This is a genomic window from Streptomyces sp. IMTB 2501 (genome assembly GCF_001953885.1).
GTDB lineage: Bacteria > Actinomycetota > Actinomycetes > Streptomycetales > Streptomycetaceae > Streptomyces.
Map to the genome: position 1 here is coordinate 205,204 of NZ_MQUS01000009.1, position 21,417 is coordinate 226,620.

Below are 21,417 nucleotides of genomic sequence, written 5' to 3' on the forward strand. Positions count from 1 at the left end.
GAGGACCCGCACCCATGGCCGCCGAACCCGTGATCGTCGAAGCCGTCCGCACCCCGATCGGCAAGCGCGGCGGCGCGCTCGCCAATCTGCACCCCGCCTATCTTCTGGGCGAGACCTACCGTGAACTCCTCGGCCGCACCGGCATTCCCGCCGACGCGGTCGAGCAGATCGTCGGCGGCACGGTCACCCACGCCGGCGAACAGTCCATGAACCCCGCGCGCACCGCCTGGCTGACCATGGGCCTCCCTTACGAGACGGCCGCCACGACCGTCGACTGCCAGTGCGGCTCCTCCCAGCAGGCCTCGCACATGGTGGCCAACATGGTCGCGGGCGGCGTCATCGACGTCGGCATCAGCTGCGGCGTCGAGGCGATGTCCCGCGTACCGCTGGGGTCAGGGTCGAAGCACGGTCCGGGCAAGCCGTTCCCCGACGAGTGGAACGTCGACCTCCCCAACCAGTTCGAGGCGGCCGAACGCATCGCCCGGCACCGCGGGTTGACGAGGGAGGACGTCGACGCACTGGGCCTGCGCTCCCAGGAGCGGGCGGCGCTCGCCTGGGCGGAGGAGCGCTTCAAGCGCGAGACGTTCGCCGTGCAGGTGCCGACGACCGAGGAGGAGCAGTACGCCGGTCAGGGCATGTGGCGTCTGGTCGACAAGGACGAGGGCCTGCGCGACACGTCGATGGAGGCGCTGGCGGGGCTGAAACCGGTGATGCCGACGGCCGTCCATACGGCGGGCAACTCCTCACAGATCTCCGACGGCGCGTCAGCCATCATGTGGGCGTCGAAGCGGATGGCCCGCGCCCTGAAGCTGAGGCCGAGGGCAAGGATCGTCGCTCAGGCCCTGGTCGGCGCCGACCCGCACTTCCACCTCGACGGCCCGATCGACGCGACGCGCGCGGTGCTGGGCAAGGCGGGCATGTCCCTGAAGGACATCGACCTGGTCGAGATCAACGAGGCTTTCGCGTCCGTGGTGTTGAGCTGGGCCCAGGTCTTCGGACAGGACCTGGACAAGGTCAACGTGAACGGCGGTGGGATCGCCCTCGGCCACCCGGTCGGCGCGACGGGCGCCCGCCTGATCACCACCGCCCTGCACGAACTGGAGCGCGCGGACAAGGAGTTCGCCCTCATCACCATGTGCGCGGGCGGCGCGCTGGCGACCGGGACGATCATTCAGCGGCTGTAGCCCGGTTCCGGGCCGGAATCCTCGCGGGGACGGGCTCCGTGCGGTCCTGGGCCACCAGCCGCACCACCCGCGCCCGGGGGCCCTGGAACAGGTACGACAGCCCGAAGCCGGCGCTCACCACCGCCGCGCCGCCGACCGCGTCGAGCACCCAGTGGTTGCCGGTGGCGATGATGGCCGAGACGGTGAAGAGGGGGTGCAGCAGGCCGAGGGCCTTCATCCACCACTTCGGGGCGATGATCGCGATGACCACGCCGCACCACAGGGCCCAGCCGAAGTGCAGCGACGGCATCGCCGCGTACTGGTTGGTGAGCGCGGTCAGGGTGCCGTAGTCCGGCTTGGCGAAGTCCTGGACGCCGTGGACGGTGTCGATCACGCCGAGGTGGGGCATCAGCCGCGGCGGGGCCAGCGGGAAGAGCCAGAAGCCGATCAGGGCGAGGAAGGTGGCGAAGCCGAGGGAGGCACGGGCCCAGCGGTAGTCGACCGGGCGGCGCCAGCACAGGACGGCGAGGACCGTCAACGGGGCCACGAAGTGGAAGGACTCGTAGTAGAAGTCGAAGAAGCCCCGCAGCCAGCCGATCCTGATGACGGTGTGGTTGACCCAGTGCTCGATGTCGATGTGCAGGAACCGCTCGATGTCCAGCACGATGTGCCCGTGGTGCTCGGCCCGCCCACGGCCGCCGGAGACGCTGCCGCCGGTCGCGGCGAGCCGCACCTGCGAGTAGGCGGCGTAGACGACCCGGATGAGCAGCAGTTCCAGCAGCGGGTTCGGGCGGGTGAGGGTGCGGCGCAGGAAGGGAAGGACGGGGACGCACCGGAAGCGGGACGGGACCTGCGGCGCGTACTCCGCCGGAATCGGGGTCCGGTAGTAGGGGGACGTCCGGGACAGGAAGGGGACGGCCGTGGCGGCGGCCACCGCCGCCAGCAGGACAAGGTTGTCGCGCAGCGGGTACAGGGCTGGCGTGTTCGGCAGCATCATCTTCGCCGGCAGGGTGGTGACGAGGACGACGGCCACCGGCCAGACGTAGCGGTCGGAGGCCCGCCTGCCGACCCGGCCGACCAGCGCGAGGAGCACCCACAGCACCTGGTGCTGCCAGGCCGTCGGTGACACGGCGATGGCGGCACAGCCGGTGACCGCGACGGCGAGGAGCAGCTGGCCGTCGTGTGCGTAGTGGACGGCACGGCGCAGGGCGAGGGCCGCGACGGCGGCGCCGAGCACCAGGAAGAGCGCGATCTCCGGCGGACCGGTCAGGCCGAGGCGGAGCAGGGCGCCGTGCAGCGACTGGTTGCCGAGACCGTCGGCCTTGCCGCCGAGGCCCGTCCCGGCCATGTGGTGCACCCAGTACGTGTACGAGTCGTGCGGCAGCGCCGCCCAGGCGAGCGCTGTGCAGACGGCGAAGGTGCCGGCCATGCCGGCCGTGGCCCGGCGCCGGCCGGTGAACCACAGCAGCGGGGCGAAGAGCAGCATGGTCGGCTGCAGAGCCGCGGCCAGGCCTATGCACAGGCCGCTCCCACGTTCCCCGCGTACGGTGAAGCAGCCGAGCAGGACGAGCAGGACCGGGATGATGCTGGTCTGGCCGAGCCACAGGGCGTTGCGGACCGGCAGCGACAGCATCAGCAGGCTGATCGCGACCGGCGCGGCCAGCAGGGAGGTACGGCGGCCGATCGGCTGGGGCAGCGCGCGGGCGACGACGAGGCCGAGGGCGACGACCAGCAGCAGGGTGCCGAAGGTCCAGCCCCAGCCGAGGGCGGCCTGCGCGGAGCGGGTGAGGGGCTTGAGGACGAAGCCGCCGAAGGGGGTGCCGGTGAACCGGGTCGAGTCGTAGATCGAGCCGTTCACATGCAGGACACCGTGCGGGCCGACCCAGGTCTCCAGGTCGGTCAGCCGCTCGGTGCTCGGCGTGGTGAGGACGACGGTCAGCTGCCGTACCGCGAGGATCGTCGCCACGGCCCACAGGCCCAGCCGGGCGGCGCGGAGCCCTGTCTCGGTCGAGGCTCCGGGGAAGGTGTCCGCCGATCGCCCGCTGTGCTCCACGTTCGCCACGCCCCGTCGGCCTCCCGCCCCGTATGCCCCGGCGTTGTTCACGCCGAGTTCCTCTGCGAACCCTATGAGGCTCGCCCACCCCCTGGAGAGAGGACGTGGGAAACCCCCGCTTCACCTGACGTCCGTCCGTCTTTTGTCCGGAAGACGATAGTCGGCGGTGTGTGTGGTTGTGTGCCCGGGGCGCGAGAAGGATCACAGCGCGGGACCGGCTTGTCGCGCCCCGAGCGGGCAGACGTACCTGCATATGCGCCGTTTAGCTGCACTGTGCAGTTGAGTGCGCACACTCCGTAAGGGGGCGAAGTCCCCCTATGGTCGGTTTCGGCCCGTTTCCCGGCAGCGCCGCCGTACGGACCGCGCCCTGTCCCCGTCGAAAGGTAGGCGAGCCCCGTTTTGGCGACCGCCACAGCCGTCTCCCCCCGTCTGAAGACCCCGCGGACCGTACCGGCCCGCGGCGACGTCACCGTCACCGACCCCGCGCTGGTCAGGCGCGCCGTGAAGGCGGCCGCGCTCGGCAACGCGATGGAGTGGTTCGACTTCGGTGTCTACAGCTACATCGCGGTCACCCTGGGCAAGGTCTTCTTCCCGTCCGGCAACCCGACCGCGCAGCTGCTGTCGACGTTCGGAGCCTTCGCGGCGGCTTTCCTGGTCCGGCCGCTCGGTGGCATGGTCTTCGGCCCCCTGGGCGACCGCGTGGGGCGTCAGAAGGTGCTCGCCCTCACGATGATCATGATGGCGGCGGGCACGTTCGCGATCGGCCTGATCCCGTCGTACGCGTCGATCGGCGTGGGCGCGCCGCTGCTTCTGCTGGCCGCGCGGCTGGTGCAGGGCTTCTCGACCGGTGGTGAGTACGCGGGCGCGTCGACCTTCATCGCGGAGTACGCGCCGGACAAGCGCCGTGGCTTCTTCGGCAGCTGGCTGGAATTCGGCACGCTGGCGGGCTACATCGGCGGTGCGGGTCTGGTCACCCTGATGACCGCGCTGCTGTCCTCGCACGATCTGGTGGCGTGGGGCTGGCGCATCCCGTTCCTGATCGCGGGCCCCATGGGCATCATCGGCCTGTACCTGCGGATGCGGCTTGAGGAGACCCCGGCGTTCGCCGCGGAGGTGGAGAAGGCGGAGGCGTCCCGGCCGAAGGTGCGGCTGCGCGAGCTGGTGGCGGGCCAGTGGAAGGCGCTGCTGCTCTGCATGGCCCTGGTGCTGGTCTTCAACGTCACCGACTACATGCTGCTCTCGTACATGCCGAGCTATCTGACCAGTGAGCTGAAGTACGACGAGACGCACGGTCTGCTGGTCGTACTGGGCGTGATGACGCTGATGATGATCGTGCAGCCGTTCGCGGGCGCCCTGACGGACCGGATCGGCCGGCGGCCGGTGATCGCGGCGGGCTGCGCGGGCTTCCTCTTCCTGTCCGTCCCGGCGCTGCTGCTGATCCGGCAGGGCAGCCTGCTCGCCGTCGCGCTGGGCATGGGCGCGCTGGGTCTGCTGCTGGTGTGCTTCACCGCGGCGATGCCGGCCGCGCTTCCCGCGCTCTTCCCGACGCGTGTGCGTTACGGCTCTCTGTCCATCGGCTTCAACGTCTCCGTCTCCCTCTTCGGCGGCACGACTCCGCTGGTCGTCACGGCGCTGATCGGGGCTACGGGGAACATGATGATGCCCGCGTACTACATGATGGCGGCGGCTGTTGTGGGCGGGTTCGCGGTGTGGCGGATGTCCGAGTCCGCGGGGCGGCCGTTGCCGGGTTCCGCCCCGGCAGTGGAGAGCCGCCAAGCGCCGTAGGGGCGACTGTTCTCCGCCGGAACCATTGATCATGGTGGTGCCGTCTGCAGGGCTGTGAAAATGCCCGCGCCCGCATACTCACCCTGGTCCTCACCGTCCTCGGCATCCAGCTCACCTGGCTCGTCGCCCCCGCCTACGGCTGTGGATGCGGAGCGATGGTGCCGGACCCGGCGACGCGGATTTCCGTGGCCGGCGAGCAGTCCGTACTGCGCTGGGACGGGCGCCGGGAGCAGATCGTCATGCGGCTCACGGTGAACGGCGACGCGCGGCACGCCGCCTGGATCATGCCCGTCCCGGACCGCGCCACCGTCACCCTCGGCGACCCCGCGCTCTTCGACCAGCCGGCCCAAGCCGTCCAGCCCGTCCAGCCCGTCCACCGCACCCGGTATCACTTCTGGCCGAAGAACGGCGACTGGCCCTTCGACGACCACGACACGGCCGCCGGCGCCCCCGCACCCGCCGCCGGCGTCGGGGTGGTCGACCGCCGGCGGCTCGGCCCCTTCGACGTGGCCCGGCTGACCGCCACCGACCCGGCCGCCCTCGGCGACTGGCTGCACACCCACGGCTTCTCCCTGCCGGCCCGCCTGAAGACGGCCCTGCAGCCGTACGTCGACCGGCACTGGGAGTACGTGGCCGTCCGCCTCGCCCCGGACACGACCGGCACGACACTGCACGGCGCGCTGGACCCCCTCCACCTCACCTTCGCCGCCGACAGCCCCGTGTATCCGATGCGGCTGTCCCGCCTGGCGAGCACCCCGCAGTCGCTCGCCCTGTACGTCCTCGCCGCGCACCGTATGGCGACGCGCACCGCGATCGGCGGCCTCCGGCCCAGCGTGGTCTTCGCGGGCCGCGTCCACCCGCATGACGGCGCGCTCGGCAGGCTGGCCGCCGGCACGCCGTACCTGACCGCGCTCACCCAGCGGTTCCCCGAGCCGGCCCGTATCACCGGCGACCACGAGCTGGTCCGGGCCGCCGCCGACACCCCGGTCCAGCAGGTGATCTACGCGGACCGGCTGCGTGAGGTCGCCGGGATCCCGGCCTGGCTGCTCACCGTGGGCGGTGCGCTGGTGGCCGCCGTCGCCGTGATCGTCGTACGGCGACGGCGGCGGCCGGTGATTCCGCCGCCGCCCGTGCGGCCCCCGCCCCCTGTCGCCCCGTCCGCGCCCGTCGGCTGAGACGATGTCGGCGGCAAGGGCAGACACTCGGGAAAGGCAGCAGGTTCATGAACGACTCCCGGCTCTGGGACGACGTCGACGACTACTTCATCAACCAACTCGCGCCGGACGACGAGGCATTGCAGGCGGCCCTGCGGGAGAACGACGCCGCCGGGCTGCCGCACATCGCCGTCACGGCGGCACAGGGCAAGTTCCTCCAGTTGCTCGCCCAGGTGCAGGGTGCGCGGCACATCCTGGAGATCGGCACGCTCGGCGGGTACAGCACGATCTGGCTGGCCCGCGCCCTGCCCGAGGACGGCAGACTGGTGTCGCTGGAGTACGACGCCAAGCACGCCGAGGTGGCGGCCCGGAACATCGCGCGGGCCGGCCTGGACCGGATCGCGGAGGTGCGGGTGGGCCCAGCCCTGGAGTCGCTGCCCAAGCTCGCCGACGAGAACCCGGCCCCCTTCGACCTGGTGTTCATCGACGCCGACAAGGCCAACAACGCGCACTACGTGGAGTGGGCGCTGCGGCTCACCCGCACCGGCAGCGTGATCGTCCTGGACAACGTGGTACGCGGCGGCCGGGTCGCCGACGCGAGCAGCACGGAGCCCGACATCGTGGGCACGCGTGCCGCGATCGAGCTGATCGCGTCCCATCCCCGGCTGACCGGCACGGCGATCCAGACGGTCGGCAGCAAGGGCTACGACGGCTTCGCTCTGGCCCGCGTACTGGCGTGACCGGGGGCACCCGGGCCCCGGGCCCGGAGCCCGGGTGCGCTCACACCTCGTGATAGAAGCCGACGTTGACGCTGCGCGGCTCGGTGCGGTCCTGGACGACGATCTCGCCGGACCCACCGTGCGGCAGCCGTACGGTCGCGCCGTAGCCGAGGAGCTGCGCGTACTCCCCGACGACCAGCCGCACTTCGGACGACGGCTCGGGCTGGGAACCGCGCAGCCAGGTCAACTGCCAGCCGCCGTCCGGGCCGCAGAGGAACTCCAGGTGCACACGGGAGACGAACAGCCAGTCCTCCGGGGTGACCAGCCGGCACGTGGACGCGTCCCGGCCGACCCGGAGCACGGCCCCCGGCTCGCTCGGCGCATCGGCCATCGACATGCCGGCCGTGGCACCCGAGTCCGCACCCGAGACGGTGGCCATGGTGAGTTCGAGCACGCGCGTTCCCCCTGAATCATCCGGCTGTGCCGCCGGTCGGTCTGCCGCCGCATGATAAAACGCCCGGCCGGGCGCCGTCCGGCACAATGGAGTCATGACCGAGCGAAAGCCACCGGGTGTGCCGTTCGACTCGTTCGTCGACAAGCAGATCCGTGACGCGCAGAGGCGCGGTGAATTCGAGCGACTGCAGGGGGCGGGCAAGCCGCTGCCCACCGAGGTCGAATCGACCTACGACGAACTGTGGTGGATCAAACGGAAGTTGACGCGCGAGGGCCTGTCCGTCCTGCCGCCCGCCCTCGCCCTGCGCAAGGAGGCCGAGGACGCGCTGGAGGCGGCGTACGCGGCGCCCTCGGAGCGGATCGCCCGGAAGATCATCGAGGACGTCAACGTCAGGATCAAGGACATGATGTTCAAGCCGCCGCCCGGTCCCCCGCTGGGCAGGAAGCCGTACGACGTCGAGGAGGTCGTACGGGAGTGGCGGCAGCGCAGGGCCGCCGCCACCACGGAGTAGCAGGGGGTTTCCGGTCAGTCGGCGAAGCGGCGCAGGCCGGTCACCGACCAGACCGTCGCGATCCGCCCGTCCACCACCTCCAGCAGATCGATGCCGCTCTTCTGCACACCGTCCGTCCCGGTCACATACCAGCAGCAGGCGGCCCGGCCGAGGCCGGCGTCCGCCAGCGGTGTGCCGTCCACGGAGAACACCAGTCCGGGCTTCTCCTCACGGAAGTCGGAGATCATGCCGACGATCCCGGCCGGGCCGTGCACCGCGTCGGTGGCGGCCCCTCGCCCGGGCTCATTGGCGAACCGGATGCGGAAACCGGGCGCGAGGAAGGCCTCCGGGTCGCTGAAGTCGCCGTTCCACAGGGCGGTCCAGCGGTCGAAGAGGGCGATGCCGGCGGTGGTGGTGAGGGTGTGGGCGGCGGTTGCCTGCCGAGTCGTTGTCGTCATGGGGACAAGCCTCTTCCCCGTCCGCGACAACCCCCTGTCGGTGATTGCCGTCACATCACCGTGGCCGCGTCCAGGGGTACGACGTCCGAGCCGAGCGTGTCGAGGGCGGCGAGGTCGACCTCCCGTCGCGGGGCCCGCTCGTCCAGGGCCGTCGCGGCGCGGACCCGGTCCAGCCGGAACCCGCGCGGCGCGTCCCGCAGCCGGCACCAGCCGGCCAGGTACCAGTGCTCCTCACCGCCGAGAAAGCCGAGGGGTTCGACGTCCCGCGCGGTGCGCCGGCCCTCGGCGTCGGTGTACTCCAGCCGCAGCAGCCGGCCCGCCGTCAGCGCCTCCCGCAGCGCGGCGGGCACCACCGGCCCGGCGGGCCGTGCGGGGCGGGTGGCAGGCACCAACAGCCGTACCCGGTCGGCCAGTTCGCCCGCCGCCCGGCGCTCCCGCTCCGGCATGACGGCCAGCACCTTGTGCAGCGCGCTGCGCGCGTCCACCGCGAACGGCGTCCCGGCCAGGGCCTGCAGTCCGACGGCCAGCGCGGTCGCCTCGGCGGGGGTGATGGTCAGCGGCGGCAGCGTCCGCTCCCTGTCCAGCACATACCCGCCGCCGCGCCCCGGCTCGGCATGGATCGGCAGCCCGGACTGCTGCAAGGCGGCCAGGTCCCGCTCGATCGTGCGGACACTGACCTCGAAGCGCCGGGCCAGCGCACGGGCGCTGCGGGGCCGGGGCGCGGCGGCACGCAGTTCCTCGACGAGGGCGTAGAGACGGTCGGTGCGGTTCACGGACACAGTCTGCGCGAAAAACCCACGGCGGGCCGGGCCGGAACCCCCGGAGCCGAACTCACGCCTCCCGCAGGGCAGTTGCCCGTCGGGCGCCAGGGGCACGATCAGCGGCGCTTACCGCTGCACTGCCCTGTCGTGCGGGCGTTCGCGTTCGGTGCCGCAGAGTTCGCCGGTGAGGTCCTTGACGAGCCGGCTCAGGTCGGTGCAGCGGCCGGGCTGCCACCAGTCGCCGAGGAGTTCGGCGAGGGACTCCTCGCGGGCCTGGGCGAGCCGTTCGGCGACCTCGCGGCCGGAGTCGGTCAAGTACAGGTCCAGGCCCCGGCGTTCGGCGAGGCGCCGTTCCTCGACCTGGCGGGCGGCGGCGAGGACGACGTCGAGCGGGACGGGGCTGCGCTCGGCGAGCACGGCCGGCTCGACGGAGCCGTACTTGCGGATGCGCAGCAGCACCCAGCTGGCGGCGGGCAGCAGGTCGTACCCGGCCCGCTCGGTGATCTTCCGGTAGACCTCGCGGCGGCCCTCGCGGGTGCCGAGCAGGGACAGGGCCCGGCTGCACTCGTCGTAGGAGGACCTCTGGACCGGGTTGGGCGGAATGGTCTCGGAGACGTCCGGCGCGGTCACCGAGCCGCGCAGCCGGTCCTCCTTCAGGAACCAGGCCAGCAGGAAGCCGAGGAGGGCGACCGGGGCGGCGTAGAGGAAGACGTCCGTGATGGAGGACGCGTACGCGTGCAGCGCCGCGGGACGCAGCGCGGGCGGCAGGGCGGCGATGCCGCGCGGGTCGGACTTCAGGGTGTTCGCGGAGATCCCCGGAGGCAGGCTCACCCCCTTGAACGCGGCGGCCAGCTTGTCGCCGAGGCGGCCGGCGAAGACCGTACCGAAGATCGCCACGCCGAAGGAGGCGCCGATGGAGCGGAAGAAGGTCGCGCCGGAGGTGGCGACGCCCAGGTCCTCGTACGACACCGCGTTCTGCACGATGAGTATCAGGACCTGCATGACCAGGCCGAGTCCCAGGCCGAACACGAAGAAGCAGGCGCTCATCTCGGCGGTCGGGCTGTGCTCGTCGAGCCGGTGCAGCAGAAGCAGGCCGAAAGCGGTGACGGCGGTGCCGGTCACCGGGAAGACCTTCCAGCGGCCGGTGCGGCTGACGATCTGCCCGGAGGCCGTGGACGACAGCAGCAGCCCGACGACCATGGGCAGCATGTGCACGCCGGACAGGGTCGGCGAGATGCCGTGCACGACCTGCAGGAAGGTCGGCAGATAGGTCATCGCGCCGAACATGGCGAAGCCGACGATGAAGCTGATGACGGCGGCGAGGGTGAAGGTGCGGATGCCGAACAGCTTGAGCGGCAGCACCGGTTCGGCGGCGCGCCGCTCGACGGCGACGAACGCCACGGCGAGCAGCACACCCAGCACGGCCAGCCCGATGATCTGCGGCGAGCCCCAGGCCCAGGTCGTACCGCCGAGGGAGGCGACCAGGACCAGGCAGGTCGCGACGGCGGCGATCAGCAGGGTGCCGAGATAGTCGATGACATGGTGGGCGCTGCGGCGCGGGATGTGCAGGGCGGTGGCGATGACGGCGAGCGCGACGACACCGACCGGCAGGTTGATGTAGAACACCCAGCGCCAGCTCAGCTGCTCGGTGAACACCCCGCCGAGCAGCGGACCCAGCACACTGGTCGCGCCGAACACGGCCCCGAACAGCCCCTGATAGCGCCCGCGTTCGCGTGGCGGCACGATGTCGCCGACGATCGCCATGGACAGCACCAACAGCCCGCCGCCGCCCAGCCCCTGCAACGCCCGGAACCCGATCAGCTCGCCCATGTTCTGTGCCATGCCGCACAGCGCGGAACCGACGAGAAAGATCACGATCGCCGTCTGGAACAGCCTTTTCCGCCCGTACTGGTCGCCGAGCTTGCCCCACAGCGGGGTCGCGGCGGTCGAGGCCAGCAGATAGGCGGTGACCACCCAGGACAGATGCTCAAGACCGCCGAGGTCGCTCACTATCGTCGGCAGGGCGGTCGACACGATCGTCTGGTCGAGCGCGGCGAGCAGCAGCCCGAGGAGCAGGGCGCCGATCGAGACGAACACATTGCCGGAGACCTGCTCGGCGGCCTGCGCCTGCTTGTCCGCGCCGTGCGTGTCCAGGGCCATGGAGACCTCCCGGAGCTCGGGTGCACCTTCCATCGTGGTCGGTGTCACCGTTTATGGCCTGTTGAGTCCGGCGTTTCCGGGGGCGGATGCGAAGAAGTTGCGCATAGTCTCGGAAGTTCGTGAGGGGAGGGACGAACAGGTGAGTGATTCGGGAGGCCATACCTGCCCGGAGTGCGGCGCGCCGAGGGGGCCGGACCGCAGCCCGTCCTGCGACTGCGCCGAACGCGCCGCCGAGGCGCTCCGCGAGACGCGTACGGCCGAGGCGGCAGCGGCGGAGGATTTCAATCCTCTGCGGATACGACCGTATGTCGAGGTCGACGGGCCCCACCCGGACCGGCCGCCAGAGGCCCACCCGACACCGGGCATCCCCGGCACCGGCACACGGCCCGTGAGCGGAGTGTCACCCGACGCGGCGACAGGCCCGGTACCGGCGGCCGAGACCACGCTGCCGTTGCGGCTGACGGCGGGGCCGAGCACGGCCGACCTGCGGATGTTCGAGGGAGGCGGGGCGGACGGGCCCGGAGCTCGCCCCGGCCCGGTCGGTGAGCCGCCCCGCCGTCGAGCGCGTCGTACCGTCCTGCTCTCGGTCGCCGGCGCCGGTGCGGCGGTCGTGGCGGCCGCCGGGTTCGCGAGCGGGCTGTTCTCGTATCACACGCCGTCCCGGGAGCCGGCGGCCCAGGAGGTCAGGGAGAGCGTTCCGGACGTGAGCACACCGGGCTCGGCGTCGCCGACGGCCTCTCCCTCCCCCACCGTGTCCCGCCCGCCGGTACCGCCGTCGCGCTTCACGTCGACGCCCCGTCCGAGCCCCCCGTCCACGACGCCGACGGCGACGCCGACTTCACCGACCCCGACCCCGACCCCGACGCCGACCGCTTCCGCCGACACGCCCCACCCGGTCTCCCCCACGCCGGCGACGACCTCCGCCGCCGCCCCGGTGCTCCAACGCGGCGACCAAGGCCCGGAGGTGGCCGAACTCCAGTATCGGCTGTGGCAGTTGAACCTCTACGACGACCAGATCGACGGTGTCTACACCCGCTCGGTGGAGGAGGCGGTACGCACCTACCAACTGGCCCGCGGCATCCAGGGCGACACTCCGGGCGTCTACGGACGGGCGACGCGGAAGAGCCTGGAGGCGGAGACGACGAAGCCGTGAAAACAGGCGGACCGTTTCAGCCCGTCGGGGGCGGAGCCCCTACGAGGCCGGTCAGCCGATGTACAGCCGGATCGTCCCGTCCCCCGCCGCTTCGACCCGCACCTGCGTGAGGTCGGACACGGCCACATCAGGACCGTGAACCCCGGCACGAGGACCGACCCCCACCACGGCCATACCCGCGGAGCGCCCCGCCGCGATTCCGGCCCCGGAGTCCTCGAAGACCACACAGTCGGCCGGATCCACCCCCAGCTCGGCCGCGCCCTTCAGGAAGCCCTCGGGATCGGGCTTGCTCGCGCCGACCGACTCGGCGGTGATGCGCACCTGGGGCAGCGGCAGCCCGGCGGCGTTCATGCGGGCGGTGGACAGTGCGACGTCGGCGGAGGTCACCAGTGCGTGCGGCAGACCGCGCAGCGAGGCGAGGAAGGCGCTCGCCCCGGGGATCTCGACCACGCCGTCGGTGTCGGAGGTCTCCTCGGCGAGCATGCGGGCGTTGTCGGCGAGGTTCTGCTCAACCGGCCGGCCCGGGAGCAGTACGGCCATGGAGGCGTGGCCCTGCCGGCCGTGGACGACCTTCATCACCTCGTCGCCGTCCAGCCCGTGCTGCCCGGCCCAGCGGCGCCAGATGCGCTCGACGACGGCGTCCGAGTTGACGAGCGTGCCGTCCATGTCGAGAAGGAGGGCACGGGCGGTCAGGACGGTGGGCGCGGCGGTGGCCGTCATCGGCAGCTCCAGGAACGAAAAGACCCCAGGTCGGGAGGGACAAGGCGGCCCCGCCCGCCGGTCAGGGAAAACGAGCGGGAGCCACTTTGTTCCTCCACGGTACAAAACCGGGCCGCTTCCCGCCACCGTCTCCCGAAAGGGTTCACCGACCGTTCAGCTCGCCCGGCCGCAGCCGGCCACGGCCCGCCGGACCCGGCCGCCCACCGTCGGTCCGGCTCAGCCCGCCACCGCCTCGTAGAGGCTCCACACGCCCAGGCCGAGCATCAGCAGGGCCGCGACCTGGGTGATCAGCCGCAGCGGCACCCTCTTCATCAGGGCCTTTCCGCCGACGATGCCCAGGCCGGCGACGGCCCACAGGCCGAGCACCGCGCCGAGGCCGACGGAGATCGGGTCGTCATAGCGGGCGGCGAGGTTGGCGGTCATGATCTGGGTGAGATCGCCGAACTCGGCGACGAGGATGAGCATGAAGCCCGTACCGGCGACCTTCCAGAAGGACTGGTCGGCGGGCTTCTTGACGTCCTCCTCGTCCTCGTCCTTCTTCATCAGGAGCACGGCGGCGCCACCGAGGAAGAGGACACCGGTGACCGCGGAGACGATCTGCCGCGGCAGCAGGGTCAGCACGCTGCCGGCCGCGACAGCCAGCACGACATGCAGCAGGAAGGCGGCGGCGACACCCACGAAGACGTAGCTCGCGCGGTAACGGGTGCCGAGGACGAGACCGGCGAGCGCGGTCTTGTCCGGCAGTTCGGCGAGGAAGATGACGCCGAAGACGAGCGCCGTCACGGTGATGCTGATCAAGATTCCTCAATCGGTCGGGGCTGCCCCACCGAGAGTGCGTTGCGTCACGCGATGACACCTCGGCATGGCAGCACACTCGGCGTCCATGCCACGGGACATGGACGTGCACTGCTTGCCGAAGGTCTCGCTGGCGGACCTCGATGCGACTCGTGGTCCGCCTCCGGGCGCCGGCTCAGGCTGGCTGAGCAGTATGTCGACGGTCCGGCGAAGAGCTACTCCCCTTCTGCGCTCCCCATCGTAAGGGATGCCAAGGTTCAGCCGTGCTACGACCTCGTGGCCGACTCCACCGGGAAGACGGCCCCGACCGAACCACCTGGCGAACCGCTGACGGACCTCAGGAGACCGGTCGCCGCACCAGATACCCCGCCACCGCACCAGCGCCGAACAACGCGGCCAGGGAGACGGCCGTGGCGATCCATGTCGCACCGAGCCACTGCGCACCGTAGTACCCGAGGGCGACGCTGTAGGCGGCCCAGGACAGGCCCGCCAGGGCGGACCAGGGGACGAAGTCTCGGGCGCGGCGATGCGCGGCACCCGCGCAGAAGGAGACGACCGAGCGCCCGGCGGGGGCGAAGCGGGCGAGCACGACCAGCGCACCACCACCCCGGGCCAGCGCATCGCCGAGACGTTCCTGCGCGGTGGTCAGCCGCCGGGACCGGGCTATCGCCCGGTCCAGCCGCTCACCGCCCCGCCAGGCCAGCCGGTAGGCCACGAGATCACCCAGGACCGAGGCGGTCGCCGCCGAGCCGACCAGCGCCAGCAGATCCGGCACCGCGTGCGCGACCCGGCCGCCCGCCGCGCCCGTCCCCGCCGCCGCTGCCGTGCCCGCCATGATGACCAGCACGCCGCTCGGCAGCACCGGCACGAACACGTCGAGCAGAACGGACACGGCCACCGCGGCATAGATCCACGGTCCGGCGGCCAGTGACCCCAGACTCTCGAACACGACGACTCCCGTTACTCCCCCGTTGACAGCCATACAGCGTACGCCGGGGGTGTGACAGGAGAGCCCCGGGGGGCTCATTGGATTCATGGGGCTCACGACACGCATGACACTTACGGCACCCATGGGACATTACGGAGCGTTTTCACCCGAGCAGCCCATCGTGACCGGCGGAGCCGTCCCGCGTCCCGTAGCAAGGGAGAGGCAGCCTGTCCATGGACAGGAGGCCGACATCGGAACAAAACGGCGCATAAGCGCAGAAGGTGGTGCACATCATGGTCGCAGCTGTATACGCGGGCGCGCTCGCCGCAGCCCTGTTCGCGACCGGGAGCGCAAGCGCTCCCGGCGTCTCGCTGGAGACCGTCGGCGAGTTCGCCCCACCGGCCGCATCCGCGACGTCGAAGGCGGTGACGTACGACCAGAACCTGGTCCCGAAGGGCGCGTGGATCCGGGTGCGGCAGCACACCCAGAAGAACGGCGTCACCACCGTCCAGCTGCGGGTGACCGGCGTCAAGCCCGGCCATGTCTTCGGGGTCCACGTCCACCAGAAGGCCTGCGGCGCCGACCCCGCCGCCGCCGGCTCGCACTACCAGGACAAGGCCGGCATGGGTGCCGACCATGTGAACGCCTCGAACGAGGTCTGGCTGGACTTCACGTCCAACAGCCACGGCTCGGGCATGGCCACCGCCCAGCACAGCTGGGCCATCCGGAAGGGCCAGGCCGCCTCGGTGGTGATCCACAGCGAGCCCGGCACCAAGGGCAGCCGGGCGGCCTGCTTCACGGTCCCGTTCGGCGAGAACTCGTAGGCAGGACGCGCAAGCGGGAGCCGGCCGAAGGCAGGGCGAACGCAGGGCGGCGCCCTTCCCCCTTGTGACGGGGAAGGGCGCCGCACATGTCAGGCCGCTATCGGGGCCTGCCCGGTGGCCGCCTTGTCGTCCGTGGCGGTGCGGCGGACGACGAGGCGGTCGAGGCCGAAGGCGCCGGAGCCGGTGAAGACCAGCAGGAAGAACGCCCAGCAGAACAGGACCGCCGGCTCGCCACCGTTCTGGATGGGCCAGAGCGCGGCCTGCTGGTGGATGTCGAAGTAGGCGTACGCCATCGAGCCGGAGGCGATCAGCGCGGCCCCGCGGGTACCGAGGCCGAGGAGCACCAGGGCGCCTGCGACCAGCTGGATCACGGCCGCGTACCAGCCGGGCCAGGTGCCCGTCGGGATGGTGCCGCCCTGGGTGCCGGCGGCGCCGCCGAGGACGCCGAAGAGGGACGCGGCGCCGTGCACGGCGAAGAGCAGGCCTACGACGATGCGGAAGAGCCCGAGGACATAGGGCTGAGCGGAGTTGAGACGAGCGGTCATGAAGGGGTTCTCCTCTTCGGTGTCGGTCGGGCCGGCCGGGGACGTGTGATGTGCGTGGCCGGTCGTGGGGGCGGCGGTACCGAACGAGAGACCCAGGTTAGGGCTACCTAATCAGTGCTTGCAAGTTCAACATTTGGCCATACCGTCCGCTTCCGCCCGCGACTCCGCTTCGCAGACGGCCACGCGCAGGACGGCCCGCGCGACCGCGTCGGCGTCCGACAGCGTGACCGAGTCCACGCCCGGCCGGGCCCCGGCCGCCGTCACCCAGTGCACGCCCTCCGTGGGCACACCGAAGGCGAACCGCCTTGTGTGGACTGCTCCTTGACGATCTATCAGGTGATACGGCCGACGTGTCACGTCCAGCCCCCCGGTTTCGTAACCGTCCACCGTGTGCGGCCGACAGCCTCCGTCCACGAGCAGCCCGGCGAGCAACTCGTCGGCCGTACGCCGCAGATCCGGCTCCGGAAGACGTGCCTCTATGAGAGTCGTCACACGGGCGCCGGAGCCCGGCACGTCCGGCGAGGAGGCCAGCCATGCCTCCCGCTCGGCCCGCACCTGGAGGCGCGGGCCGAGTACCTCCACCACCCCCGCCTCCAGCAGAGCCGCCAGTTCCTCGATACGGCGCCGGGGCGGGCCGATGGACAGAAAGGCGTTGAGCGGTGTGTACCAGCGGTCCAGATGCGTGCGCCGGGAGGCGCCGCTCAGCCCGCCGTGGTCGACCACCAGCCGTATCTCGTTGCGCAGGTCGCGCAGCACGTCGAGGGCCGCCTTGAGCGGGCCGCGCACATTGCCCAGCGCGGCCTGCGCGGCGTCCTCGCGCAAATACCCCAGCAGCCACGCCCGCCACTCCCCCGGATCCGCGAACCCCCGCTCCCCGTACGGCCGCGACACCCGCTCCCAGCACCACCGCTCCTGAGCCCCGACCCCGAACTCGTCCAGCAGCAGCGCCTCTCGGGGATCGCCGTGGGGTACGGCGAGAAAGCCCTCGGCGAAGGCGGAGCGCCCGGCGCGGTCCATGCTCTCGGTACGCCCCGTATGCCCCGCGCTCTCGATCAGCGCGCAGTAGTAGACCGTCTCCACCTCCTTCGCGACCAACGGCCATATCTCCGCGCGGAAGTCGGGCGCGTCGCCGGAGTCGGCGCGTTTACGGAAGCCCGCGATCACCTCCGGGGTGAGCAGCAGCGGGGCGTGCCGGCCGTACGGGCCCTTGGCGTTGTCGCCACGTGCCTGGTAGGGCACCCCGCGCCGGGAGCCGGCGTACAGGCGCGGTTCCCGTCCGGAGGGCAGATAGCGCAGGGTGCCGTCCGGCCCGTCCCGGACGAACCGGCCGCCCCGGCCGCTGGTGAACAGCGCCAGGTAGTCGAAGAAGTTCAGCCCCAGCCCGCGCAGCAGCACGGCCTCGCCCGGCCGTACGGCGCCGAGCTCGACGTCGGCCGGATTGGCGGGCGGGACGTGGGTGAGGCCCGGCCGGGCGGCGTACGCGGCTTCGCGCCGCCGCTCCTCGCCCTCGGCGGTGGGCAGATGCCCCTGGACCAGCACCACCGCGGCCAGCCCGGACAGCACCCGGCCGTCGTCGAGGGTGAGCACCTGCCGGCCGTCGGCAGCGGCATCGTCGTCCAGCCGTGTCGCACGGGCCCGGTGGGTCTCGACGCGAATCTCCTCCGGCGCCTCGCGGAGGGTGCGGGCGAAGACCCACTCCAGGTAGTGGCCGTAGTGCGCACGGGTCGGATAGTCGTCCGGGCCCAGCTCGCCGTCCGCCCACTCGTACAGACTGGGTCCGGGGCGGACGGGGCCCGCGCAGTCCACGCTGTCGTCGGTGAACAGCGTCACCTGGCTCGCCACGGTGTTCATCAGCAGCTCGGCCGACTGCGTGGTCCGCCAGACCCGCCCGGGGCCGGGCGGGGCCGGGTCGATCACATGGACCGTCAGCCGGACACCGGGCGCGAGCAGCGCCGGCGCGGAGGCGCAGAGGCGTTCCAGGACGCTGGTTCCGCGCGGCCCGGCCCCGACCAGGGCGACCGAGACCGTGGGGGATGCGGAGACCGTGGGGGATTCCTGGCTCGGTGCAGACAAAGGAGGGACTCCCGGGCGTGGGGGGGGCGGGACGGCCTCCGCCGGCGTGAGCCGTAAGCGGACGGCGCGCTTCATCATGCCCCGTGCGCCCTGAGTACCTTGTTCGAGACCCGAGTTGTCCGTCATGCCGGATTGTGGGGAGTGGTGCGGGAATCGTCGGAGTGCGGGGGTGTGGCGGGGAGCCGCACATCGATACAGGCCCGCGCCCCGGGTCGGCTATCCCTCGCCCCGCACCGGGTGGCCCCGCACCTCCAGGCCCCCGAGAAGTTCGGCCGTGGCCTCGGCCACCGCGGCCACCGCACGGTCGAAGACCTCGCGGTTGTGGGCGGCGGGGGCCCGGAAGCCCGACACCTTCCGCACGTACTGCAGCGCGGCGGCGTGGATGTCCTCGTCCGTGGCCTCGTCGGGCAGCACGGGCGGACGCAGCGTCTTGATGCTCCGGCACATGCCCCCAGTCTCACGCACACCACGTCCCGGTGCGACGATCACTTCGAAGGCGGCCACCGATCCCCGGGGCCGACCGACGAAGGGAACAGCCTCATGGCGACCAAGAACACCGTGGCCGTGCTCGGCCCCGGCGGCACCGGCGGCCTCCTCGCCGCCCTGCTCTCCCGCTCCGGCCACCGTGTCATCTGCCTGGCCCGGGAAGAGACGGCCGACACCCTGCGCGGCACCGGGATCCAGGTCCGCAGCGGCCAGTTCGGCGACTTCACGGCCCCCGTCGAGGCGGCCACGGAACTGCGCGAGCCCGTGGACGCCTGCCTGATCGCCGTCAAGCACACCACCCTGGACGCCGCCCTCACCCGCGTCCCGCCCACCGCTCTCGGCGACGCCCTCGTCGTACCGCTCCTGAACGGCGTCGAACACCCCGCGGCCCTGCGCGACCGCTACCGCCCCGACCGCGTGGCGCCCGCCGTGATCCGCGTGGAGTCCACCCGTCTCGCCCCGGGCGTGATCGAGCACGGCAGCCCGTTCACGGAGATCGACCTCGCCGGCGACACCGTCTCCCGTCCCCGCCTCGATCAGCTGGCCGCACTCCTCACGTCCGCCGGCGTGACGGCCCGGATACGGGAGGACGAAACCGCGTCCCTGTGGGCCAAGATGGCGTTCCTCGCCCCCTTCGCCCTGCTCACCACCCGGTACGGCCTCCCCCTCGGCGAGGTCCGCACCCGGCACCGTACGGAACTGGAGTCCCTGGTCGCCGAGACCGCCGCCGTCAGCCGCGCCTGCGGCGCCCCCGCCGACCCGGCCCAGGCCCTAGCCCGGTACGACACCTTCCCGCCCGGGGCCAAGTCCTCCATGCAGCGCGACGCCGAGGCGGGCCGCCCGCTCGAACTCGACGCCATCGGCGGGGCGCTGCTGCGCGCGGCCGGCCGGCACGGCGTGCCGGTGCCGGTGACGGCCCGCCTGCTGGACGAACTGCGGGCCGCCGGCCACTGAGAACCCCGTCGGCCCGGTGGCCCAACAGCCACTGGGCCGGCACCGGATGCACCGCGGCGGGCCCGCCCGCGGTGATCGGCACACCGGGCGCAGTGATCGGCGACCCGTTCGACCACCCGTTTGGCTGAACCTCCCGTCAGTCCCACGAACGCGCTCGCCACCCAAAATCGAACAGGCGTAGCATTGCCGCGTGGCGACGACCTATGAATTCCCCAGTGACCTCCTCGCCGGTCAGGAGGAGCTGCATCAGGTCCGGGCCGAGCTGTCGGCTCTGCTCAAGCGACTGCCCTGGTCGGTGCAGCCGATGGACGGCTTCAGCGACGACACCGGCTGGCGCAGGGTGGAGCGGCCCGCGTCCCCGGGCTGGACGGCGGACGAACAGGCCGAGGTGGAGAAGCTGCGCCGCCGCGAGCACGAGCTGGCGGTGTTCGTCAGCACGCACCGCTTCTGGGCCGAGGTCGCGGCGGCGGACCGCATGGAGGCCCGCACCCGGCTGAAGCACGCCCAGGAGCGGCGGACCGAGGAGGAACAGCCCGGGGAGGAATGAGAAGAGCCCCCGGCCATACGGCCGGAGGCTCCATCGGTGGGCGCGGACGGTTTCGAACCGCCGACATCCTGCTTGTAAGGCAGGCGCTCTACCCCTGAGCTACGCACCCGGCATCCGGGCAGTGCGCCCAGGACGAGTCGACAGCCTACCTTGCCGGGACCGGTGCACCGCAAACCTGTAACGCCGGGCCGAGGCGTACGGGGGTTAACCCCACCCCAGGTCCGGGAGGCTGCCGGATCGGGGCGCGGATGATGATCATCTAGGGTCGGCGGAGACCGAGTTGGTCCGGCCGCCGTGACCCGGCGGACCGGTGCAGGGGGAGATCCGTATGGCCCGTATGGCCCGTTCCGTTCCAGTCCGCGCCGCCGCCATGGCCGCGGTCACCGGGGTGCTCGTCGCGGGGGTCAGCGCCTGCGGCGCCTCCGCCAGTGACGACAAGCACCCCGACCACCGGTCCTTCGCGCTGCACGGCCGCACTCTGACCGTCGACTCCGACGACTCCGCCCTGGAGGTCGTCGCCGACGGCTCCGCGAAGTCCGGCACGGTCGAGGTGACCCGGTGGTTCCAGGGGTCCGTCGTGGTCGGCGGCAGTCCGGCGGTGCGGTGGTCCTTCAAGGACGACCGGCTGGTGCTGCGCGTGCACTGCTCGGGGTTCATCGCGGACTGCTCGGCCCGGCACCGGATCGTGGTGCCGCGCGGGATCAGTGTGAAGGTCGACGACGCGGACGGCGGCGTACGGGCGCAGGGGTTCCGGGATCCGCTGAGCGTCGACACCGCGGACGGCTCCGTGCACGTCACCGACTCCAGCGGGCCGCTCGACCTGAGGTCCGCGGACGGTTCGGTGCGTGCCGACGTCTCCTCCCGCCGGGTGAAGGCGGCCACCAGCGACGGTTCCGTGGATGTGCGGCTGTCCGCGGTACCCGACCAGGTGGACGCCTCCAGCACCGACGGCGCCGTCACGGTCGCCCTGCCCGAGGGCGCGTACCGGCTGTCGGCCGGCTCCGACGACGGCGGGGTGTCGGTGTCCGTGCCCCGCGACGACAGCAGCCCGCACCGGGTCTCGGCCCATTCCGCGGACGGGAAAGTGACCGTCAGGACGGGAAAGTGACCGTGCGCAGCGCGAACTGACCGGCCCGTGTGTTCGTCTACAACGGGTGGGAGAATGACACCACCCACGGCGAACCACACCACGGGA

21 protein-coding genes and 1 tRNA gene are annotated in these 21,417 nt (G+C 71.9%); 10 read left to right on the plus strand and 12 right to left on the minus strand.

All coding sequences use genetic code 11. The features are described 5' to 3' along the window. Window positions 1-14 precede the first annotated feature (14 nt). Complete coding sequence (locus AV521_RS18000) at window positions 15-1,184, plus strand: steroid 3-ketoacyl-CoA thiolase (protein ID WP_076089474.1); 1,170 nt, start codon at window positions 15-17, stop codon at window positions 1,182-1,184. On the opposite strand, the gene AV521_RS18005 is transcribed toward AV521_RS18000, so the two are convergent. Continuing rightward, on the minus strand, window positions 1,168-3,225 hold the full coding sequence (locus AV521_RS18005) for a bifunctional glycosyltransferase 87/phosphatase PAP2 family protein (protein WP_076089475.1): 2,058 nt from the start codon (window positions 3,223-3,225) through the stop codon (window positions 1,168-1,170). The genes AV521_RS18000 and AV521_RS18005 overlap by 17 nt on opposite strands. Before the next feature lie 390 nt (window positions 3,226-3,615). Between AV521_RS18005 and proP the strand changes: the two genes are divergently transcribed. The 3 genes from proP (at window position 3,616) to AV521_RS18020 (ending at window position 6,895) form a co-directional block, all read left to right on the plus strand. After that, window positions 3,616-5,001 carry a glycine betaine/L-proline transporter ProP gene (proP, locus tag AV521_RS18010; protein ID WP_076089476.1) on the plus strand — a complete coding sequence of 462 codons (1,386 nt, stop codon included), beginning with the start codon at window positions 3,616-3,618 and terminating at the stop codon, window positions 4,999-5,001. A 104-nt stretch (window positions 5,002-5,105) separates the two neighbouring features. Next, window positions 5,106-6,176: a DUF2330 domain-containing protein gene (locus tag AV521_RS18015; protein ID WP_371917046.1), complete on the plus strand. Its 1,071-nt coding sequence runs from the start codon at window positions 5,106-5,108 to the stop codon at window positions 6,174-6,176. Between the two features lie 47 nt (window positions 6,177-6,223). After that, window positions 6,224-6,895 carry an O-methyltransferase gene (locus tag AV521_RS18020; RefSeq protein ID WP_076089478.1) on the plus strand — a complete coding sequence of 224 codons (672 nt, stop codon included), beginning with the start codon at window positions 6,224-6,226 and terminating at the stop codon, window positions 6,893-6,895. A gap of 40 nt (window positions 6,896-6,935) precedes the next feature. Here AV521_RS18020 and AV521_RS18025 read toward each other — a convergent pair whose 3' ends face one another. Further along, window positions 6,936-7,328, minus strand: coding sequence for an FHA domain-containing protein (locus tag AV521_RS18025; protein ID WP_076089479.1), 393 nt, complete (start codon window positions 7,326-7,328; stop codon window positions 6,936-6,938). A gap of 94 nt (window positions 7,329-7,422) precedes the next feature. Between AV521_RS18025 and AV521_RS18030 the strand changes: the two genes are divergently transcribed. After that, window positions 7,423-7,839, plus strand: coding sequence for a DUF1992 domain-containing protein (locus AV521_RS18030; protein ID WP_076089480.1), 417 nt, complete (start codon window positions 7,423-7,425; stop codon window positions 7,837-7,839). Window positions 7,840-7,853: 14 nt separating this feature from the next. Here the strand turns inward: AV521_RS18030 and AV521_RS18035 are convergent, their stop codons facing one another. The 3 genes from AV521_RS18035 to AV521_RS18045 all read right to left on the minus strand — a co-directional run bounded on the left by AV521_RS18035 (window position 7,854) and on the right by AV521_RS18045 (window position 11,230). Continuing rightward, window positions 7,854-8,276, minus strand: coding sequence for a nuclear transport factor 2 family protein (locus AV521_RS18035; RefSeq protein WP_076089481.1), 423 nt, complete (start codon window positions 8,274-8,276; stop codon window positions 7,854-7,856). Window positions 8,277-8,326: 50 nt separating this feature from the next. Beyond that, window positions 8,327-9,049 (minus strand): YafY family protein, encoded by a 723-nt coding sequence (locus AV521_RS18040; protein WP_076089482.1) that lies wholly within the window; start codon window positions 9,047-9,049, stop codon window positions 8,327-8,329. A 114-nt stretch (window positions 9,050-9,163) separates the two neighbouring features. Then, window positions 9,164-11,230, minus strand: a complete 2,067-nt coding sequence (locus AV521_RS18045) for an MDR family MFS transporter (RefSeq protein WP_076089483.1) — start codon at window positions 11,228-11,230, stop codon at window positions 9,164-9,166. Between the two features lie 106 nt (window positions 11,231-11,336). Here AV521_RS18045 and AV521_RS18050 point away from each other — a divergent pair, with 106 nt between their 5' ends. Continuing rightward, window positions 11,337-12,350: a peptidoglycan-binding protein gene (locus AV521_RS18050; protein WP_076089484.1), complete on the plus strand. Its 1,014-nt coding sequence runs from the start codon at window positions 11,337-11,339 to the stop codon at window positions 12,348-12,350. Window positions 12,351-12,401: 51 nt separating this feature from the next. On the opposite strand, the gene AV521_RS18055 is transcribed toward AV521_RS18050, so the two are convergent. The 3 genes from AV521_RS18055 to AV521_RS18065 all read right to left on the minus strand — a co-directional run bounded on the left by AV521_RS18055 (window position 12,402) and on the right by AV521_RS18065 (window position 14,814). Beyond that, window positions 12,402-13,070, minus strand: coding sequence for an HAD family hydrolase (locus AV521_RS18055; RefSeq protein WP_076089485.1), 669 nt, complete (start codon window positions 13,068-13,070; stop codon window positions 12,402-12,404). 216 nt (window positions 13,071-13,286) lie between these two features. Then, complete coding sequence (locus AV521_RS18060; protein ID WP_076089486.1) at window positions 13,287-13,868, minus strand: TMEM165/GDT1 family protein; 582 nt, start codon at window positions 13,866-13,868, stop codon at window positions 13,287-13,289. 334 nt (window positions 13,869-14,202) lie between these two features. Then, window positions 14,203-14,814, minus strand: coding sequence for a DedA family protein (locus AV521_RS18065; RefSeq protein WP_076089487.1), 612 nt, complete (start codon window positions 14,812-14,814; stop codon window positions 14,203-14,205). 272 nt (window positions 14,815-15,086) lie between these two features. Here AV521_RS18065 and AV521_RS18070 point away from each other — a divergent pair, with 272 nt between their 5' ends. After that, the gene (locus AV521_RS18070; protein WP_076089589.1) at window positions 15,087-15,617 is read left to right on the plus strand and encodes a superoxide dismutase family protein; all 531 of its coding nucleotides are present in this window, start codon (window positions 15,087-15,089) and stop codon (window positions 15,615-15,617) included. A gap of 89 nt (window positions 15,618-15,706) precedes the next feature. On the opposite strand, the gene AV521_RS18075 is transcribed toward AV521_RS18070, so the two are convergent. The 3 genes from AV521_RS18075 to AV521_RS18085 form a co-directional block, all read right to left on the minus strand. Next, the gene (locus AV521_RS18075; protein WP_076089488.1) at window positions 15,707-16,162 is read right to left on the minus strand and encodes a DoxX family protein; all 456 of its coding nucleotides are present in this window, start codon (window positions 16,160-16,162) and stop codon (window positions 15,707-15,709) included. Between the two features lie 126 nt (window positions 16,163-16,288). Then, on the minus strand, window positions 16,289-18,235 hold the full coding sequence (locus tag AV521_RS18080; RefSeq protein ID WP_076089489.1) for an FAD/NAD(P)-binding domain-containing protein: 1,947 nt from the start codon (window positions 18,233-18,235) through the stop codon (window positions 16,289-16,291). A gap of 216 nt (window positions 18,236-18,451) precedes the next feature. Beyond that, window positions 18,452-18,682 (minus strand): DUF2277 domain-containing protein, encoded by a 231-nt coding sequence (locus AV521_RS18085; RefSeq protein WP_076089590.1) that lies wholly within the window; start codon window positions 18,680-18,682, stop codon window positions 18,452-18,454. A 93-nt stretch (window positions 18,683-18,775) separates the two neighbouring features. Here AV521_RS18085 and AV521_RS18090 point away from each other — a divergent pair, with 93 nt between their 5' ends. Together AV521_RS18090 and AV521_RS18095 are read left to right on the plus strand one after the other, a co-directional pair. Further along, window positions 18,776-19,675, plus strand: coding sequence for a ketopantoate reductase family protein (locus AV521_RS18090; RefSeq protein ID WP_076089490.1), 900 nt, complete (start codon window positions 18,776-18,778; stop codon window positions 19,673-19,675). A gap of 190 nt (window positions 19,676-19,865) precedes the next feature. Further along, window positions 19,866-20,222: a hypothetical protein gene (locus AV521_RS18095; RefSeq protein ID WP_076089491.1), complete on the plus strand. Its 357-nt coding sequence runs from the start codon at window positions 19,866-19,868 to the stop codon at window positions 20,220-20,222. A gap of 37 nt (window positions 20,223-20,259) precedes the next feature. Here AV521_RS18095 and AV521_RS18100 read toward each other — a convergent pair. Continuing rightward, a tRNA-Val gene (locus AV521_RS18100) sits at window positions 20,260-20,331 on the minus strand. A gap of 228 nt (window positions 20,332-20,559) precedes the next feature. Between AV521_RS18100 and AV521_RS18105 the strand changes: the two genes are divergently transcribed. Then, window positions 20,560-21,330 carry a DUF4097 family beta strand repeat-containing protein gene (locus AV521_RS18105; RefSeq protein WP_076089591.1) on the plus strand — a complete coding sequence of 257 codons (771 nt, stop codon included), beginning with the start codon at window positions 20,560-20,562 and terminating at the stop codon, window positions 21,328-21,330. The last annotated feature ends 87 nt before the right edge of the window (window positions 21,331-21,417 follow it).